At 73.4% G+C, this 17,008-nt stretch carries 19 protein-coding genes; 10 read left to right on the forward strand and 9 right to left on the reverse strand.

Going from position 1 to position 17,008, the window contains the following annotated elements; all coding sequences use genetic code 11:
- The first annotated feature begins 86 nt into the window (after positions 1–86).
- The gene (locus AW271_RS42805; protein WP_062334176.1) at positions 87–437 is read left to right on the forward strand and encodes a hypothetical protein; all 351 of its coding nucleotides are present in this window, start codon (positions 87–89) and stop codon (positions 435–437) included.
- On the opposite strand, the gene AW271_RS07910 is transcribed toward AW271_RS42805, so the two are convergent.
- Both AW271_RS07910 and AW271_RS07915 read right to left on the reverse strand, forming a co-directional pair.
- On the reverse strand, positions 434–1,879 hold the full coding sequence (locus AW271_RS07910; protein WP_245653011.1) for a PH domain-containing protein: 1,446 nt from the start codon (positions 1,877–1,879) through the stop codon (positions 434–436). The two genes, AW271_RS42805 and AW271_RS07910, sit on opposite strands and share 4 nt — an antisense overlap.
- 2 nt (positions 1,880–1,881) lie before the next feature.
- Complete coding sequence (locus AW271_RS07915; protein ID WP_062334179.1) at positions 1,882–2,391, reverse strand: PH domain-containing protein; 510 nt, start codon at positions 2,389–2,391, stop codon at positions 1,882–1,884.
- Between the two features lie 238 nt (positions 2,392–2,629).
- Here AW271_RS07915 and AW271_RS07920 point away from each other — a divergent pair, with 238 nt between their 5' ends.
- The 6 genes from AW271_RS07920 (at position 2,630) to AW271_RS07945 (ending at position 10,306) form a co-directional block, all read left to right on the forward strand.
- Positions 2,630–3,187 (forward strand): YbhB/YbcL family Raf kinase inhibitor-like protein, encoded by a 558-nt coding sequence (locus AW271_RS07920; protein WP_062334182.1) that lies wholly within the window; start codon positions 2,630–2,632, stop codon positions 3,185–3,187.
- Between the two features lie 260 nt (positions 3,188–3,447).
- The gene (locus AW271_RS07925; RefSeq protein ID WP_218007995.1) at positions 3,448–4,878 is read left to right on the forward strand and encodes a chromosomal replication initiator protein DnaA; all 1,431 of its coding nucleotides are present in this window, start codon (positions 3,448–3,450) and stop codon (positions 4,876–4,878) included.
- A gap of 51 nt (positions 4,879–4,929) precedes the next feature.
- On the forward strand, positions 4,930–7,107 hold the full coding sequence (locus AW271_RS07930) for a SulP family inorganic anion transporter (protein WP_062334189.1): 2,178 nt from the start codon (positions 4,930–4,932) through the stop codon (positions 7,105–7,107).
- Positions 7,108–7,165: 58 nt separating this feature from the next.
- A complete protein-coding gene (locus tag AW271_RS07935) occupies positions 7,166–8,167 on the forward strand; it encodes an NAD-dependent epimerase/dehydratase family protein (RefSeq protein ID WP_062334192.1) in 1,002 nt (333 codons plus the stop codon).
- Between the two features lie 100 nt (positions 8,168–8,267).
- The gene (locus tag AW271_RS07940) at positions 8,268–10,016 is read left to right on the forward strand and encodes a hypothetical protein (protein ID WP_062334195.1); all 1,749 of its coding nucleotides are present in this window, start codon (positions 8,268–8,270) and stop codon (positions 10,014–10,016) included.
- Positions 10,017–10,030: 14 nt separating this feature from the next.
- Positions 10,031–10,306: a hypothetical protein gene (locus AW271_RS07945; RefSeq protein WP_062334213.1), complete on the forward strand. Its 276-nt coding sequence runs from the start codon at positions 10,031–10,033 to the stop codon at positions 10,304–10,306.
- Here AW271_RS07945 and AW271_RS07950 read toward each other — a convergent pair.
- Positions 10,303–10,677 carry a cupin domain-containing protein gene (locus AW271_RS07950; RefSeq protein WP_062334216.1) on the reverse strand — a complete coding sequence of 125 codons (375 nt, stop codon included), beginning with the start codon at positions 10,675–10,677 and terminating at the stop codon, positions 10,303–10,305. The genes AW271_RS07945 and AW271_RS07950 overlap by 4 nt on opposite strands.
- Positions 10,678–10,734: 57 nt before the next feature.
- Here AW271_RS07950 and AW271_RS07955 point away from each other — a divergent pair, with 57 nt between their 5' ends.
- Positions 10,735–11,190 (forward strand): MarR family winged helix-turn-helix transcriptional regulator, encoded by a 456-nt coding sequence (locus AW271_RS07955; protein WP_062334218.1) that lies wholly within the window; start codon positions 10,735–10,737, stop codon positions 11,188–11,190.
- Here AW271_RS07955 and AW271_RS43090 read toward each other — a convergent pair.
- Together AW271_RS43090 and AW271_RS07965 are read right to left on the reverse strand one after the other, a co-directional pair.
- Positions 11,187–12,149, reverse strand: a complete 963-nt coding sequence (locus tag AW271_RS43090) for a nitroreductase family deazaflavin-dependent oxidoreductase (protein WP_083976285.1) — start codon at positions 12,147–12,149, stop codon at positions 11,187–11,189. The two genes, AW271_RS07955 and AW271_RS43090, sit on opposite strands and share 4 nt — an antisense overlap.
- Positions 12,142–12,666: an NADPH-dependent FMN reductase gene (locus AW271_RS07965; RefSeq protein ID WP_062334221.1), complete on the reverse strand. Its 525-nt coding sequence runs from the start codon at positions 12,664–12,666 to the stop codon at positions 12,142–12,144. Before AW271_RS07965 ends, AW271_RS43090 begins: the two co-directional genes overlap by 8 nt.
- A gap of 52 nt (positions 12,667–12,718) precedes the next feature.
- On the opposite strand from AW271_RS07965, the gene soxR reads away from it, so the two are divergent.
- On the forward strand, positions 12,719–13,102 hold the full coding sequence (soxR, locus tag AW271_RS07970) for a redox-sensitive transcriptional activator SoxR (protein WP_062334224.1): 384 nt from the start codon (positions 12,719–12,721) through the stop codon (positions 13,100–13,102).
- 37 nt (positions 13,103–13,139) lie between these two features.
- On the forward strand, positions 13,140–14,207 hold the full coding sequence (locus AW271_RS07975) for a YhaZ family DNA alkylation repair protein (protein WP_062334227.1): 1,068 nt from the start codon (positions 13,140–13,142) through the stop codon (positions 14,205–14,207).
- Here AW271_RS07975 and AW271_RS07980 read toward each other — a convergent pair.
- The 4 genes from AW271_RS07980 to AW271_RS07995 form a co-directional block, all read right to left on the reverse strand.
- Positions 14,201–14,989: a hypothetical protein gene (locus tag AW271_RS07980; protein ID WP_062334229.1), complete on the reverse strand. Its 789-nt coding sequence runs from the start codon at positions 14,987–14,989 to the stop codon at positions 14,201–14,203. The two genes, AW271_RS07975 and AW271_RS07980, sit on opposite strands and share 7 nt — an antisense overlap.
- Before the next feature lie 64 nt (positions 14,990–15,053).
- Positions 15,054–15,686, reverse strand: coding sequence for a response regulator (locus AW271_RS07985; RefSeq protein ID WP_245652982.1), 633 nt, complete (start codon positions 15,684–15,686; stop codon positions 15,054–15,056).
- A complete protein-coding gene (locus tag AW271_RS07990) occupies positions 15,683–16,783 on the reverse strand; it encodes a sensor histidine kinase (protein WP_062334232.1) in 1,101 nt (366 codons plus the stop codon). Before AW271_RS07990 ends, AW271_RS07985 begins: the two co-directional genes overlap by 4 nt.
- A gap of 4 nt (positions 16,784–16,787) precedes the next feature.
- The gene (locus tag AW271_RS07995) at positions 16,788–16,979 is read right to left on the reverse strand and encodes a hypothetical protein (protein ID WP_062334235.1); all 192 of its coding nucleotides are present in this window, start codon (positions 16,977–16,979) and stop codon (positions 16,788–16,790) included.
- Positions 16,980–17,008: the final 29 nt, after the last annotated feature.

A 17,008-nucleotide genomic window follows, 5' to 3' on the forward strand; every position in this document is an offset into this window, starting at 1 on the left:
CCCCCCCCCCCCCCCTCCCCACCCCCCCCCGGAAACCCCCGCCCCCGCGGCCCGCCCCCGCCGAGCCGCAGGCCGCCGCCGCGTCCGTGGACCGTGCCGTCGATGAGGCGCCCGCGTTCGTCGCGCCCGAGGCTCCCGCCGTGGTGCCGGCGCAGGCCGCGCCCGAGCCGGTCGCCGAGGAGCCCGTCAAGGTCGAGGAGCCGCCGACGCCGGCGGTCATGCCGAAGGCGGTCAAGCCCCGGCCCGCGCCGCCGCAGGCGAAGCCGCCCGCGCAGCGGCCCGCGCCGAAGGAGGAGAAGCCGGCCGAGCCGGTGCCCGCCGGCGCCGCGCCCGCTCCGGCGCCCAAGCCGCCGGCCCCGCGCCGCAAGTCGCGGGCCCGCCGCGCCTCGGTGCCGTCGTGGGACGAGATCATGTTCGGCGCGCCCAAGCAGGACTAGCGCTTCAGGAAGGGCGCCAGCCAGTCGGGGGTGACCTCGGCGGCGAAGGCGGCCCCCTGGGTCTCTCCGGCGTCGATCGCCTTGTAGCCGCCGCTGCCCGCGCCGACCCCGGCGATCACGGTCACCAGACCGGCGCGGCGCTGGAACCACGACTGCTCGATGGTCCAGCCGACGACCGCGCGGCGTTCGACGACCGCCTGGGCCCGGCGCAGCGAACCGGAGCGCACCGACAACCGGGTGCCGTCGTAGGTGTGGCCCAGCGACCGGTATCGGTCGAGGCCGAGGGCGATTCCGGCCACGGCCAGGACGGTGGCGGCGACGCCGATGAGGGCGTAGCCCAGGGCGTACATGACCAGGGCCAGGACCACCCACGGCGCGATCGCCCGGAACAGGCGGCGGCGGCGCGCGGCGGGCGGGTGGGGGCGCAGCGCCTCGCTGAACGGGCCGACGGCCTCGGCGGCGATGTCGTCGACGGCGGCGCGGGGGGCCACGGGGAGCAGCTGGCCCCGGGTCTGGGAGTCGCCGAGGCCGGTCACCACCGCCCACAGGCGGGCCACCCGGGCGCGGCGCTCCAGCGGGCTTTCGGCGATCTCGTAGCCGCGGATGCGGCGGCGTTCGAGGGAGACCACGCGCCGGTTGACCAGGCCGCGTTCGGCCACCAGGTGGTCGCCCCGGCCGAACAGCACGAAGTTCCAGTTGAAGACGGCGTACATGGCCGCGGCCAGGAACGGCATCAGCACGACCAGCACGATCGCGGCGCCGACGAGGAGCAGCGGGTGGCCCCAGAGCCACTCGCCGACGGCCACCGCGTCGTCTTCGTCGAGGCCGAGCTCGCCGCCCCACTGGAAGGCCAGGCCGACGGCGCCGGCGACCAGCGCGAACGGGGTGAACAGGTAGGCGCCGGACAGCGGGCCGTAGCGCAACCAGGCCCGGGGCACCGTGAGGAACACGTGGTCCCGCGGTGCGGTGGGCTGCTCGGGAGTGACCACGGCATGGTGGCGGGACAACAACACGGCGCGCAGCCGCTCGGCGTCCTCGACGGTGATGCCGTCGAGCTCGCCCTCCTGCTTGTCGCCCCCGGCGCCGGTGTCGAGCTTGAGCACGGCCAGGCCGAGCAGCCGGTGGAGGAAGGGCGTGGTGACGTCGACGCCGCGGATGCGCTCCAGCGGGATGACGCGGGTCGAGCGGCCGATGAAGGCGCGGGACAGTTCGAGCCGGCCGCCGGTGATGGTGTAGGAGAAGGTGGCCCAGCGCACGACGGCGTACAAGACCGAACCGGCGACGCCGAGCGCGGCCCAGATGAAGGAACGCGGCGAGAACCCCCCGGCGATCAGCACGCCCGCCAGCGGGACGAGCAGCGACGGCAGCACCCTGATCGGGTCGATGAGCAGCAGCCTGGGGCTGAGCCGGGCGGCCTCCGGCACCGGCTCGTGGACGGGCATGCTCACGTCGCGTCGTCCCTGAGTTCCTGGGCCCGGCGCGACAGCTCCTCGGCCAGCCGCGCGGCCACCTCGTAGTCGAGGCCCTTGATCGTGGACGACCCCGCGTAGGAGGCGGTGCGGATCTCGACGGTCGCCAGCCCGAAGAAGCGCTCCAGCCAGCCCTGCGCCTTGTCGACGGTCTGGATGCGGGACACCGGCACGAACACCCACTTGCGCGACAACCAGCCGGAGCGCGCGTAGACGACGTCGGCGGCCAGCTCCCAGCGGTGCACCGCGAACCGGACGACCGGCTCGGCGAGCACGAACGGGATCAGCAGCAGCCCGATGACCAGCGCGGCCACCCAGGTGCGGTCGAGCAGCCACTGGGGCAGGAACTCCCACCCCGTCATCCACATGGAGAGCAGCACCAGCCCGCCTGCCAGCAGCACCGTCACGATGACGGCCTCCGCGAACCAGAGCGACCTGGCCCTCGGCGAGACCTGGTTGGCGGGGTCACGCAGCGCGTCACGCATCTGGCATCACGATCCCACCCTAAATCGTCGGGATGTGCCGTTGGTCACCCCCCAACCCGCGCTTGAAGATTTCTACCGGCGAGTACCACTTCCCCACCAGAATCATAGGAATCCCAGGTCACATGGGTCCGTCCGGGGTGGACCATGGAACGAACCCGGCGAATATGGAGATTCTTCTCGCTGTGGATCATCGCGATCGGGTCGGCGCACCTGCGGGATCCGCGTAGCATCATCGGGCATGGGGTCGCTGACGAAGTCCGTTCGCACGCGCCGAGCCGCTCTCATTCCGGCGGCCGTCGCGGCGCTGACGGCATCGGCCTCGGGCTGCGGGATCGTGGGCGGAGGATCGCCCGCCGACCTCGACGTGATCAGTGTGTCGAGCCCGCAGTTCCGTGACGGCGACCCGCTGCCGTCGGGCTACTCGTGCAATGGAGACCTGGGCAATCCGCCCCTCCGGTGGTCGGGTACGTCGGGCGCCAAGTCGGTGGCCCTCGTGGTCGACGACAACGCCGCGGGAGACAAGGCGATGGTGCACTGGGTGGTGTTCAACATCGAGCCCGACACCACCGAACTCGCGGAGAACGGCATCCCCCGGGGTGCACGGCAGGGGCAGACGACTAGTGGAAAAGTCGGATATGTGCCCCCCTGCCAGCCCAATGACAGCTACCGTTTCACCGTCTACGCCCTGAACGAGAAACTGGACCTCCCGCAGGGTGCCCCCCTCTCGGAGAGTCTGGCCACGATCGCGTCGCACACGATCGCCCGAGGTCGCCTCACTGCGGCTGACATCGAGTGACATGCTGATGACCGGAGGTAGTAGTGGTGGACCAATCTTCGCCTAGGGTGTGACAACGGTCATTGTGGTCGAGCAGAATCGGATCCTGAATTGCTGAGCGCAGGTGATCACAGGGGGCAGGTCGCGTCGATGGCCGCGCGATCTCACCGGCGCCGCTGGAAGGCCATGGCCTTGAGGGTGGTGCTATGACCGCGGTCATTTTGGGCCTTGTCGCCGTTGTGCTGTTGGTGCTGATAGTCGTGGCACTCGGCATGCGGTCGATGAACCGGAGAGAGAGCGCGCTCTCCTCCGAGCGCATCAAGGCGATGGCCGAGGGCGCCGCGAAGAAGAAGGGCAGCCGGCCCGCCGAAGAGACCTTTTTCGAGAGCTTCCCCGAGGGCTTCGACGCCTTCGAGGAACCGAAGAAGGCTCCGCCGAAACCGGCGAAGGCCCCCGGTGCGCCGCCCCGTCCGGGCAGCCGCCAGGGCGCCAAGCAGCCCGCCGGCGCCGGCGCTCCCCGCGGCAAACGCGGGGTCGACGAGTGGGGCGCCGACGACGACTACGACGACGACTACTGGTCGCGCGTGCGCGCCGACGACGGGGCGTTCGGCGGCACCATCAAGCAGCGCATGGCCACCCCCCGCCCGGTCGAGGCCGAGCCCGCCGCGGCCGGCCCCGCCCCCATCGCGTCGGTCACCCCCATCAGCGCCGTCGACCCCAACGCCGCGACCGTCCAGGGCGTCCTCCCTCAGCGCCCGGCCGCGCAGCCGCCCGTCCAGCCCGCCCCGACCCCCGGCGTCGTGACCCCGATCGCCGCCGCGCTCACCCCCGGGGTGGTCACCCCGATCGCCGGTCTGTCGACCGGCCCGCTGAACACCGGAACCCCGTCCAACGGGTTCCTGTCCCCCGACACCGGCATGGTCGACGGCCTGCGTGCCACCCCCTCCTCGCAGCTGGCCGAGCAGAAGACCGTCACCTTCTCCGCGCCGACCCCCGACCTGAGCAGCCCGGCGACCGGGCCGTTCGTCCCGCCCGGCGCCTCGACCGGCCCGTTCTCCTCGGGCCCGTCGACCGGCATGTTCGAACGGCCGGCCAGCTACGACCAGCCCCCGACCGGACCGTTCCCCAGCCGTCCGGCCTACGACGGCGGCTACGACACCGGCTACACCAGCGGCAACTTCCCCGTGCCCGCCGCGCCGCAGCCCGAACCGATCCCGCCGGCCTACCCCGAACCGGCCGGCTGGCCCGCCCCGCCCGCCGGTGGCACCTACCAGCCGCCGGCCGCCGCGCCCTCGTGGGGCAGCACCAGCGGCGACGTGTTCGACGACCCCGAGCCGCCCCGTCAGGGCAGCGGATCGACCTGGTCGACCGGTGAGGCGGCGGGCTACCAGATGCCCGCGGCGCAGCCGTCCTACAACGACTTCTCGACCGGCGCCTACCAGACCGGCAACCTGCCGACCCCGGCGCCCGGCTCCTACGAGGTCAGCGCCGGCTGGGCGACGATCGACGACTCCGACTCGGTGGCCGGATCCTACGGCTACGACCAGCAGGGCTACCCCGGGGCCGTCCCGCCCGCCCCGCCGCAGAACAACGGCGGCAGCTGGCCCTCCTACGACGAGCTCTACGGCGAGCAGACCACCCGCAGCGGCGGCGGCCGCCGGGGCACCCATCGGAACGGCCCCGAGACCGACCAACCCGACTATTACCGCTGATTTCGGCGTTCCAAGTAGGACCCTCGGCTGACCTTGGCATAAGGTCGCCGCATGACCGGGGGTAACAGTTCGACCACGCAGCGTGCCATCTCCGTGCTGCGGCATGACGTACCGGCCTCACTCGTGGTGTTCCTGGTGGCGGTTCCGCTGTCACTGGGCATCGCGGTGGCGTCCGGGGCGCCGATCGCGGCCGGGCTGGTCGCGGCGATCGTCGGCGGCATCGTGGCGGGCGCGCTGGGCGGCTCCGTCGTCCAGGTGAGCGGTCCGGCGGCCGGGTTGTCGCTGGTGGTGGCCGATCTCGTGCAGGTCTACGGCTGGCGGGCCACCTGCGCCATCACCCTCGCGGCGGGGCTGCTGCAGATCGTGCTCGGCGCGTTCCGGGTGGCCAGGGCCGCCCTGGGGGTCTCCCCCGCCGTCATCCACGGCATGCTGGCCGGGGTCGGCGTCGTGATCGCGTTGTCGCAGCTCCACATCGTGCTGGGCGGCAGCCCGCAGCGGTCGGCGCTCGACAACCTGCTGGAGGTGCCGGCCCAGGTGGCCACCCTCCACGGCGACGCGGTGATGATCGGGCTGCTGACGATCGGCGTGCTGCTGATCTGGGACCGCATCCCCAAGGTCCGGCTGGTGCCCGCCCCGCTGGCGGCGCTCACCATCGCGACGGTGACGGCGGCGCTGGCGGGCTGGAAGTTCACCGAGGTCGACCTGGCCAACGGGCTGAGCCAGCTCGCCGGGCCGATCCTGCCCACCGGCGACTGGCACGCCATCGCGGCCTCGATCCTGCTGGTGGCCGTGCTGGCCGGCGTCGAGTCGCTGCTGACCTGCGTCGCGGCCGACCGCATGCACGACGGGCCGCGCGCCGACCTCGACCGGGAGTTGTGCGCGCAGGGCGTCGCCAACGTGGTGTCGGGCGGTCTGGGCGGCCTGCCGGTGTCGGGCGTGGTGGTCCGGACGACCACGAACGTCCGGGCGGGCGCGCGGTCGCGCTGGTCGACGGTGCTCCACGGGGTGTGGGTGCTGATCGCCACGATCGCGTTCGCGTCGGCGCTCGGGCTGATCCCGATGGAGGCGCTGGCGGCGCTGCTGCTGTTCATCGGCGTGAAGATGGTCAACCTGGGCACCGCGCGGGGGCTGCGCGGCCACGGCGAGATGCCGATCTACTTCCTGACCATGGGCGCGGTCGTGCTGGTGGGGCTGGCCGAGGGCATCGTCATCGGGCTGGGCCTGGCCGCGCTGCTGGCGCTGCGGCGGCTGACCTGGGTGTCGGTCGAGGTCACCGAGGGCGGCGGGCGCTGGCGGGTGGTGGTGACCGGGTCGCTGATCTTCATCGGGGTGCCCCGGCTGACCGACTCGCTGCGCACGATCCCGCGCGGCGCCGAGGTCGACCTGCTGCTCAACGTCGACTTCATGGACAACGCGGCGTTCGAGGCGCTGCACAACTGGCGGCTGGAGCACGAACGGGGTGGCGGCACCGTCGACATCGACGAACTCCACGACGACTGGTACACCGCCGCCGCCAGCGGGACCCGGGTCTTCCCGGCCAAGACGCCGCCCAAGCTCGACTGGTCGTGGTTGCCGTGGGCCTACCGGCGGCCCCCGGCGGCCGTGCCCGGCGACCTGCTGGAGGGCACCCGCGAATACCAGCGCCGGACCGCGCCGCTGATCCGGCCGCTGCTGACCCGCATGGCCCGCAAGCAGTCGCCGTCGCACCTGTTCATCACCTGCGCCGACTCGCGGGTGATGCCCTCGCTGATCACCGCGAGCGGGCCGGGCGACCTGTTCATGGTCCGCAACGTCGGCAACCTGGTGCCGCGCTTCGAGTCGGTGCCGGCCGACGACTCGGTGGCGGCGGCGATCGAGTACGCCGTCGGCGTCCTCGGCGTCAGCACGATCACGGTGTGCGGACACTCGGGGTGCGGCGCGATGGCGGCGCTGCTCGGTGACGCGCCCACGGGCCTGACGGCGGTCGGCAACTGGCTGCGCCACGGGCACCACTCGGTCGAGCGGTTCGAGAACACCCCCCACGGGCCCGAGCAGGCGCCGCTCGACCACCTGTGCCGGGTCAACGTGATCCAGCAGCTCGAGAACCTGCGCAGCAATCCGATGGTCGACCGGCTGGAACGTTCCGGGAAGCTGGAGCTGTCGGGGCTCTACTTCGACATCGCGACCGCCCGGGTGCACGTGCTGAACGAGGAGGGCTTCACGCCCGTGCCGGAGCTTCGCACAGGGTGAAATCGGCTCCCGGTGAAACGGGGCAGACCACCCGACACCGGGCACCCAGGATGGGGCCATGAGAATTCTGGTGATCGGCGGCTCGGTGTTCCTCGGCCGGGCCGTCGTCGAGGAGGCCCTCGCCCGGGGCCACGACGTGACCATGTTCAACCGGGGGGTGAGCCGCGCCGACCGTCCCGACGTCGAGTCGGTGCACGGCGACCGCGGCGTGCACGACGACCTGCTGCGCCTGGTCGAGGGCCGCGCGTGGGACGCCGTCGTCGACGTGTGCGGCTACACCCCGGCGACGGTGCTCGACGGGGTGCGGGTGCTGAACGGGCACGCCGCCCACTACACGTTCGTCTCCAGCATCAGCGCCTACCGGGGCTTCCCCGGCGAGATCGGCGTCAACGAGGAGTCGGAGCAGTTCCCGGGCGACCCCGAGGCGACCGAGGGCGAGTACGGCCCGCTCAAGTCGGGCTGCGAGCTGGCCGTCAGCGAGAACTTCGAGGGCGGCGTGCTCATCGTCCAGCCGGGCCTGATCCTCGGCCCCCACGAGAACGTCGGCCGGCTGCCGTGGTGGCTGACCCGGATCGAGCGCGGCGGCCGGGTGGTCGCGCCCGGCAACCCCGACCGGGAGATGCAGCTCATCGACGCCCGCGACATCGCGGCGTTCACGATCGCGCAGGTCGAGAAGGGCACGACCGGCACGTTCCTGACCGGCGGGGTCCCGGCCAACACCACCTACGGCCAGTGGTTGCGCGAGTGCGTCGAGGTCACCGGGTCGGACGCCGAACTGGTCTGGGTCGACGACGCGGTGCTGCACGAGCACGGGGCGCAGATGTGGACGGAGTTCCCGCTGTGGGCCGACGACAGCATGCCCGGCGTGTGGCTGAGCGACTCGTCGAAGGCGCACGCGGCCGGGCTGACGTGCCGCCCGGTGAGCGAGACCGTGCGCGACACCTGGGAGTGGCTGCGGCACGTCCCGGTGGAGGAGCGGGTGTTCGGGGCGCGGTTCAGCCACGGGATCGATCCGGACAAGGAGGCCGCGATCCTCGCCGACTGGGACAACCGGGGCTGACGACTTTCCCGGCATCCCCACCGAGAGCGGAACGCTGCCCCTAGGATTCACGAGCCGCGATCAGACGGCTACGCCACGTGATGACCCGGGAGAGCGTTTCATGGCAAGGTCCATCAAGGGGAACTCCGCCCTTGCCCGGCCCTACCGCGACCTCGTGTGGCTCGCCTATCTGACGCTGCCGCCCGACAGCGGCGAGCGGCGGGTGCTGCTCGCCCACCGTCTCGCCGCGCGGGCGCTACTACGGCGTCCCGGCGACCCCGCGCAGGCCCGTCTCGACGTGCTGAAGCGGGTGCTGAAGCGACGGCCCTATCCGCTGATCGGGTTCGGGCGCCGGCTTGAAGTGGTGCCCGCGGTCGTCCGCAGCGACGAGCGCGCGTTCACCGCCGCGCTGGAGGAGCTGCCGCCGGCCGCCCGCGCCGCCTACGCGCTCACCCGCATCGAGGGCCTCGACGCGGGCGAGGCCCGCCGCCTGCTGGGGGCGGCCGGGGTGGCCGAGCCGACGATCGCGCTGGCGCTGATCGACGCGCTCGACGACGAGCACGGCCGCCTGGAGGACCACCGCCCCGCCGCCGACCCGACGCTGGCCCGCATCTACGGCCGGGGCCCGTCCAAGGTCCTGATCACGCTGGCCGCCGCCGGGGGCCTGCTCGCCGTCGCGGGCGTGCCCCACCTGCTGGGCCTGCACGACGTCCGCGCGGCCACCGCCGCGCCCGCGTTGCCCGAGGTCAGCCGGGTCTCGCCGGGCACGTGGCGGACCACCACCACCCTCGACCTGCACACCTGGGAGCCCCGGGGCGACCTGACCGGCGACGACGGGCTCGTGGTCCGCGCGGTCCGGGCCTGGCAGGGCGAGGTGACCCCGCAACCGGTGTCGGGCGCGCTGCCCGGCCCGCCGGTCGCGCCCCAGCTGCTCTACGCGGGCCGCCTCGACGGCACCACGGTCGTGCTGCTGCGCGACTCCGGCCGGGTCGCCCGCTACGCCGAGACCGGCCGGTCGCGGTCGCTGGAGGTGTTCCCCGAGCCCCGGCTGAAGGCCGACGGGTCGACCCCGCTGAAGTTGTCGGGCGGCCGTTACCTGGTGCCGCCGTGGGTGACCGAGGCGTCGGCGGCCAACCTGAGCCGGCTGGGCGCGAAGTGGCGTCCGGTGGCGCTGGCCGGCGGGGTGACCGATCCGGTGCCGCAGGTCACGGCCGGTCCGTGCTGGCGCGGCCCGGTGTTGCGGCTGCGCGCGCCGGGGGTGGCCCACGGCATGGCGTACACGATGCTCGACCTGGGGCGGCTCGCGCTGGCGAACGTGACCCACCAGGCGCCGCCGCCCGCCGAGATCAACCGGATGGGGCCCGAGGAGATCGACGTGTCGCCCGGCGGGTTCAGCGCGTGGGCGCACCTGTCGTGCGCGTTGCCGTTCCCGCCGGTCGAGGCCGAGGCGGCGACGGCCTGGGAGTTCTGGTCGGGCGAGCTGCCCGAGTCGGCGCGGGCGCGGTGGATGTGCGCCCGGTTCGGCAACGCCGACGGAACGAGCTCGGTCAGGGCGGTGCTCGCCGTCGCGACGCCCGGCCGGACCGTGACGATCCCCACGGGCTCCCGCGCCGGCACGTGGGACTGCAGCCGCCTGAAGCGCCACGTGGTGGCGGCGACCTGGTGGCAGGCCCCCTCGGGCCAGTGGTACTACCTGGTCGCGGGCAGCCGCGACGTCGCCCGCATCACGGTGACCGGCCCGACGGTGAAGGACGTCCTGGCCGGACGCGGCCTCGTCGCGGCCCTGGGCCCGAACGGCGGCACGCAGCCGCCCGGCGAGGTCACGGTGACGGCCGGCACCACGACCGTGCTCCGCGAGACGGCGCCCTGACTATCGTGACCCCCGTGAACCAGTGCGTGTGCGGGCACGACGACCATCGGGCGCCGCTCGACAAGGCCGAGGGCCTGGTGCTGGCCGGGCACCTGCGCGTGATCGAACCCCTGCTGGAAGTGGTCGCCCGCGACGACTCGCGGTGGCTGGGCGTCCTGCGCTGCGGGTCGTGCGGCCGCTACTGGGCCGAAGACAGCATGACGTCGGGCCACGCCGACCTGTTCTTCGTCTATCCGGTCGACACAACCGACCCGCACGCCTGGCTGGCGGCGGCCCGGCCGCTCTTCTAGGCGATCCAGAGCGGGGTGCCGTGGACGGTCCCGTCGGGCAGGATCGCCTTCGCGTCCCCGGCGGCCGTGACGACGGCGGTGAAACCCCCGGCCGCGGCGGTGACCCGGCGGGCGGTGTGGGGCGGCATGACCACGGTGTCGCCCCCGGCGACCTCGAAGGTCTGGCCGCCGAGTTCGACGGTGGCGCCGCCGGTGACGAACGCCCAGATCTGCTCACGGTCGAAGTCGTGCCTCGGCCCGGCGGCGCCGGGCGTGGCGTCGACCCGCCAGACCGACTGGGCCGAGCCGCCCTGGCCGGGCGAGGCGAAGGTGGTCATGACCCCGGCGGGCGTCTCGGAGCGGCGGGCCTCTGCGGCGCGGATGACGGTCATCTCGATCCCCTACGATAGACAATGTCGTTGTCCATATAGTCAATCAGGTTGTCTTTCATGTCAAACGGGTTCGAGCTGCCGCTGCGGCTGCTGATGGCGTTCCGTGTGCTCATCGACGCCCTGCACGAGGAGCTCGCCGAGCGGGGCCACCCCGACATGCGGCCCATGCACGGCTTCGTGCTGCAGGCGGTCGCGCGCGGGGCCGACTCGGCCGCGTCGCTGGGCCGCACGCTGGGCGTCTCGAAGCAGGCGGCCGGCAAGACCGTCGAGACGCTGGAGGAGCTCGGCTACGTCACCCGGGTCCCCGATCCGGCCGACTCCCGCCGCAAGACGGTCGTGCTGACCGGCCGGGGGGTCGACGCCCTGCGGCAGTCGGCCGAGGTGTTCGACGAGCTGCGGGCGCGGTGGGCCGCCGAGCTCGGGGCCGGGCGACTCGACGACCTGGAGGACACGCTGCGCCGGATGACGCCAGACGACCTGTTCCGGCTCGACGTGCCCGGCTGGTTCGGCTAGCTCCCCCAGCCCGGGACCGTCTTCTCCAGGATCACCAGGGGCAGGTCGCGGGGGGATTTGGCCTCGTAGGAGGCGTACAGGGGGAAGATCTCGGTCATCGTCGGCCAGAGGGCGCGCTTCTCCTCCGGGGTCGCGGTGCGGGCGCGGGCGGTGAAGACCTCCGGGCCGACCTGGACCGTCACATGGGGGTCGGCGGTCAGGTTGAGATACCAGGCGGGGTGGGCCGGGGAGCCCGCGTTCGAGGCGACGAGCAGGTGGCGGGGGCCGTCGACGCCGTAGAAGAGGGCGGTGCGGCGGGGGCGGCCCGACCGGCGGCCGGTCGTGGTGAGCAGGAGGGCGGGTTTGCCCTGGTAGGTGTGGCCCTTCTGGCCGCCCGACTCCACGTAGGCCGCCACGTGGCTCGCGACCCAGCCCGTGGGGCTGGCCTCGATGTCGGCGCGCGGCCTGATGGGGGCGTACCGGCGGAAACCACCGCTGGTCATGCCGGGGAAGTCGTAGACCCGCTGCCAGGCCGGGCTGCGGAGGGTGAGCGCCTCCTCGTGGGCCTCGGCGCCGGTCCAGCCCGCCAGGTTGAGCATGCGGGTGCCGTCGAAGCTGGTGTGGAAGCGGCCCGAGACGCCGCCCGGATGGGGGTCTTCTGCGGCCATGGCCTCGAAGACGGTGTCGATCCAGCGGCGCAGCCGGTCGGGGTCGGGGCCGTCGAACTCCGCCTCGACCGCGACCACGCAGCCGGGCTCGCGTCCGTCGGCCGCGTGCCGGTAGAGGTGGTAGGCGGTGGGCTCGGCGCCGGTGAGGCCCGTCAGGAAGGCGGCGCCGTCGGTGGTCCATCGGCTGTACGTCATGACGGTGGCCGCGTCGAGGCTCTCGTACACCTCGAAGGAGACGAGCCCCTCGGGCCACGGCGCGGGCGGCCAGCCGTCGGCGGCGTTCGACTCGGTGGTGAAGAACAGGTCAGGCAACGGGAACTCCGTAGGGGTGGGCCCGGCGGGCCGACGCGAGCGCGTGGCCCCACCAGGTGAGCTGGTCGAGCAGCCGGTCGGCGGCGGCGCCGCACGGTCCGGGGTCGAGCGGACGGCCGTCGTCGCCGAACTGGCCCGGCGCCCAGATGAAGGAGACCGTCTCCCGGACGGTGACCGCGTGCAACTCGGCGAAGACCTGCCACAGGTGCTCGACCGCGCGCAGGCCGCCCGAGATGCCGCCATAGGAGACGAACCCTACGGGTTTGGCCTGCCACGGCGTGACATGCCGGTCGATGGCCGTCTTCAGCGGGCCCGGGAAACTGTGGTTGTACTCGGGCGTGACCACGACGAACATGTCGGCCGCCAGCAGCGCCTCTCCCCCGGGCTCGCCGTCGACCAGGTCGACGACCTCGACGGTCAGACCGGCGCGCTGCCGGGCGTGGCCGGTGAACCACTCGGCCACGACGGGCCCGAACCGGCCCTGGCGGGTGCTGCCGACGATCACGACGAGTCTCATGGCTCCACCCTGGGACCTCAACCGGGCTTGAGGTCAAGCTAGGGTGCGGGGCATGTCCCCGGAGATCACGATCGGCGAACTGGCCGACCGCAGCGGCGTGCCCCACTCGGCGCTGCGCTTCTACGAGAGCCAGGGCCTCATCCACAGCCGCCGGACCGCCGGCAACCAGCGGCGCTACGTGCGCGCCACCCTCCGGCGGGTGGCGTTCATCCGCGCCGCCCACCACCTCGGCATCCCGCTCTCGCAGGTCGGGGAGGTGCTGGCCCTGCTGCCGTCCGACGGGGCGCCCACCCGCGAGTTCTGGGAACGCGCCTCGCACTGCTGGCGCGCCCACCTCGACTCGCGCATCGACCGGCTGGAACGTATACGCGACCGGTTCACCCGGTGCGCCGGATGCGGCTGCCTGTCGTTCGACGGTTGCGCGCTGCTCGACTGACGACTTTGTCGGTGGCGGCTGGCAGCATGGGCGGGTTATGGCTGAACCGCTGAAAGACCAGATCAACGCCGCCTCGGTGACCGTGCTCGCCGACGGCCTGGCCGCCTGCTCCCCCGCCTTCCCCCGCGACCGCTTCGTCGCCGCCGCCCTGTCGGGCCTCGACGGTCTCGAACTCAAGGATCGGGTACGTTCCGTCGCCGCCGCCCTCGCCCCCGCGATGCCGGCCGACTTCCCCGAGGCCGCCGCGCTGCTCCGGGCGGCCGCCACGCGGGTGCGGCTCGACCTGTGGAGCGGCTGGCCCGCGACCGAATGGGTCGCGCTGGCCGGGCTCGGCCACCTGGCCGACGCGATGACGACACTGGGCGCGCTGACCCCCTACGCGACCGGCGAGTTCGCCGTCCGCCCCTTCCTGTCCCGGCACGGGGAGGAGGCCCTCGCGGTCATGCGCGGCTGGGCCGAGGCGGATGACGAGCATCTGCGGCGGCTGGCGTCGGAGGGCAGCCGTCCCCGGCTCCCGTGGGGGTCGCGGGTGCCGTGGCTGATGGGCGGCCCGACCGTGCCGATCCTCGACGCGCTGCGCGACGACCCGAGCGAATACGTGCGCCGGTCGGTCGCCAACCACGTCAACGACCTCACCAAAGACCATCCCGACCTGGCGCTCGACGTGCTCGACCGCTGGCGGGCCGAACCGGGCGAGCACACCCGGGCCGTGCTCCGCCACGCCCTGCGGGGGCTGCTGCGGGCCGGCCATCCGCGGGCGCTGACCCTGGTCGGGGCCACTCCGGGCGGCGGCTCGGTCGACGCCCTGACCGCCGAGTCGGCGACCGTCGAGATCGGCGGGCACCTGCGGTTCACGGTCACCGTCCGGGCCGACGCCCCCGGCCCGCTCGTGCTGCGCTACGCCGTCACCAGGGAACGTTCGCGGCGCGTCTTCCACCTGGGCGAACGGGTCGCGACGACCGCCGGGCAGACGTTCACGCTGACCAAGGCCCACTCGTTCCGCCCGGTCACCACGCGCAGCGAGCCGGTCGGAGACCGCCACCTGGAGATCATGGTGAACGGGGAGATCCGGGCGGGCCTGCCGTTCGTGCTGACCGGTCAGTAACCCGGCACCACCCGGCCCGCGAAGTCGACCACGACCCGGTTGCCGAGGGGTTCCTTCAGGGTGAGCGTCGCCTTGGTGAGCGGCGCGGCCACCCGCTGGTCGCAGCCGCCCGTCTCGGCGCCCGACACCTTGAGCCCGATCGAGACGAACGACGGATGCTCGACGACCGTCGGCACGATGCGCGGCTCCGTCGTCCCGGGGCAGGGCATGCCCCCGCTGACGGTGAAGGTCGCCGACACCGTCCGGCCGTCGACCGACAGGTCGCTGACCAATGTGGACGGCACGATCGAGCCCAGCCGCCAGAAATGGCTCGCCGTGAGGGCCGGCCAGCGCACCGTGCCGCCCTCGGCCAGGCGGAACTCCCAGGCCGGCAGGTCGACCGGGCCCCGGTCGGTGCTGAACGGGGAGACGGTCAGCGCCGTGCCGGTCACGTGGGCCTCCGGCCGGTCGGCGTGCGGGGTCTGGGAACGGATGGCGGCGAGCGCGTCGCGGGCGCTGGTGAGGGTGACGTACCGCGACAGGCCCTGAACGGTGAGCTGCCTCGACGGCGGCGCGGCCGACGACAACGCGGCCGAGGAGGCGGGCATCCGGCCCCGGGCCGCCTCGTCGGCGAGCGGCAGCGGGTCGAGCACGATGAGCGGGCGGTCGAGCGCCGAGGTGACCGGGAAGTCGCGCCAGAGGTCGGCGACCTTCGGGCCCGGCGCCTTCGGCGGCGCGGCCGGGTCGGGGGTGCAGGCGGCGACGGCGACCACGGCGGCCAGGAGCACGAGGAACCTGCGCATGACGCCTCCCGTTCCGGGCTCCCAACCCAAGAGACGGATTCGGCGGACGTGCGGTTCGGGACCCTCAGCCCAGATTCTCACGCGCGTAGACGGCGGCCTCCGTCCGGTTGCGGACACCGATCTTGGCGAAGGCGTTGTTGATGTGCGTCTTGACGGTCGTCTCGGCGATGAACAGGGCCGCCCCGATCTCGGTGTTGCTGAGCCCCCGCGCCACCAGCCGCAGCACCTCGGCCTCCCGCGCGGTCAGCCCGTCGGGCAGGGTCGCGCTCGGCGGCGGCGCGGCCCTGACCAGCGCCTCGACCAGCCGCCGCGACACCGCGGCCGTGAACGTCGACTGCCCGGCGGCGGCCGACCGGAGCGCGGCGGCGATCTCGGCCCGCCCGGCGTCCTTGGTCAGGTAGCCGCGTGCCCCGGCGAGCAGCGCCGAGTCGACCGACTGGTCGTCGTCGTAGGTGGTCAGCACCACGACCGCCGTGCCGGGATACCGCCGGGCGATGCGCCGGGTGGCCTCGACGCCGTCCATGACGGGCATGCGCAGATCCATCAGCACGACGTCGGGACGCGCCTCGGCCACCAGGCGCAGGGCGTCCTCCCCGTTGCCGGCGTCGCCGACGACCTCGACCCCGTCGACCAGCCCGAGCAGCGCGACCAGCCCCTCGCGCATGACCTGCTGGTCGTCGACGACCACGACCTTCACTCGGGCACCTCCGCGCGCACCACCCAGGCTCCGTGCGCCGCTCCGGCGGTCAGCGTCCCGCCGGCCAGGGCGAGCCGCTCCCCCATGCCGCGCAGCCCGTGCCCGGCGGCGCGGGGAACGCCGGAGCAGGGATTGCGCACCACCAGCCGGACCGCGTCGTCGCCGTAGGCGAGCTCGACCGTCACGGGCGTGTTCGCGGCGTGCCGGGCCGCGTTGGTCAGCGCCTCCCGCGCGGTCCGCAGCAGGCACACCTCCGCCGCCGGGGTGATCGGGCGGCGGGCGCCCTTCGTGCTGAGTTCGGCCGCGACGTCGTGGTCGCGGCGATGCTCGGCGACGAGCAGGCCCAGCGCCTCGGGCAGCGGCGGCACGTCCTCCCGCAGCGCCGCCACCGCCGACCGCGCCTCCAGCAGCCCCTCCCTGGCCAGCGCCCTGGATCGGCGGATCCGCGCGGCCGCGCCGTCGACGTCGCCCTTCTCGGTGAGCAGCGCCTCGGCGACCTCCAGCTGCACCCCGAGGGCCCCGAGGGAGTGCGCGAGCACGTCGTGGAGCTCCCGGGCGATGCGGGCCCGTTCGTCGAGGGCCATCGCCCGCATCCGGTCGTGCTGCGCCCGGCGGTAGTGGCGGCGGTGCAGGGCGAACAGCACCGCGCACGTCATGACGGCCCCGCTGACCACGATCGCCGACCGTGGTTGCGTCCACCAGAGCATGCTCGCGGCCATCAGCCCAAGATCCGCGGCGGTGACCACGACGATCGCCGCCATCGACGGCGTGCCGTGCGCCGCGAACAGCAGCAGCGTCGCGAACAGGAAGATCGTCGGCGCCGCCTCGGCCGACCCCGAGACGGCCGCGGCCGCGCCCGACGCGAGGCCGAGCAGGACCGCGGCCGTTCCCGGGCGGCGGGCGTCGAGCAGGACGAAGGCCAGCCAGCAGGCCATCGACACCCCGAGGGCCGACCAGACGAACACGGGAGCACGATCGGGCGAGGCGGTCGCCAGCGACCAGGCCAGCACCAGCGTCATCAGCAGCCTGACCAGGCGGCCCGTCTCCGGGTCGTCGGCCGCCAGCAGGCGCAGGACCCGTGCGCGCACCTCGGACATCGGCTTAGCCGGCGTCCTTCAGGGTCAGAATCATGTCCACCAAGATAAGGCGGAAGGCGACGAAGCCGACCACCACCAGGACAGCGACCACCACGATCGCGAGCAGGAGCTTGCCGTTCATCTTTCCCCCGTTGGCGTCCAGAAGCCGATGCAGCAGGTCGAGCCAGATGGCTGACCGGTTTGGGCGTTTGGTCATGGTGTGGACGGTATTGAGGGGGTGGGGTG

It is taken from the genome of Herbidospora sakaeratensis (genome assembly GCF_001570525.1).
Taxonomy (GTDB): Bacteria; Actinomycetota; Actinomycetes; order Streptosporangiales; family Streptosporangiaceae; genus Herbidospora; species Herbidospora sakaeratensis.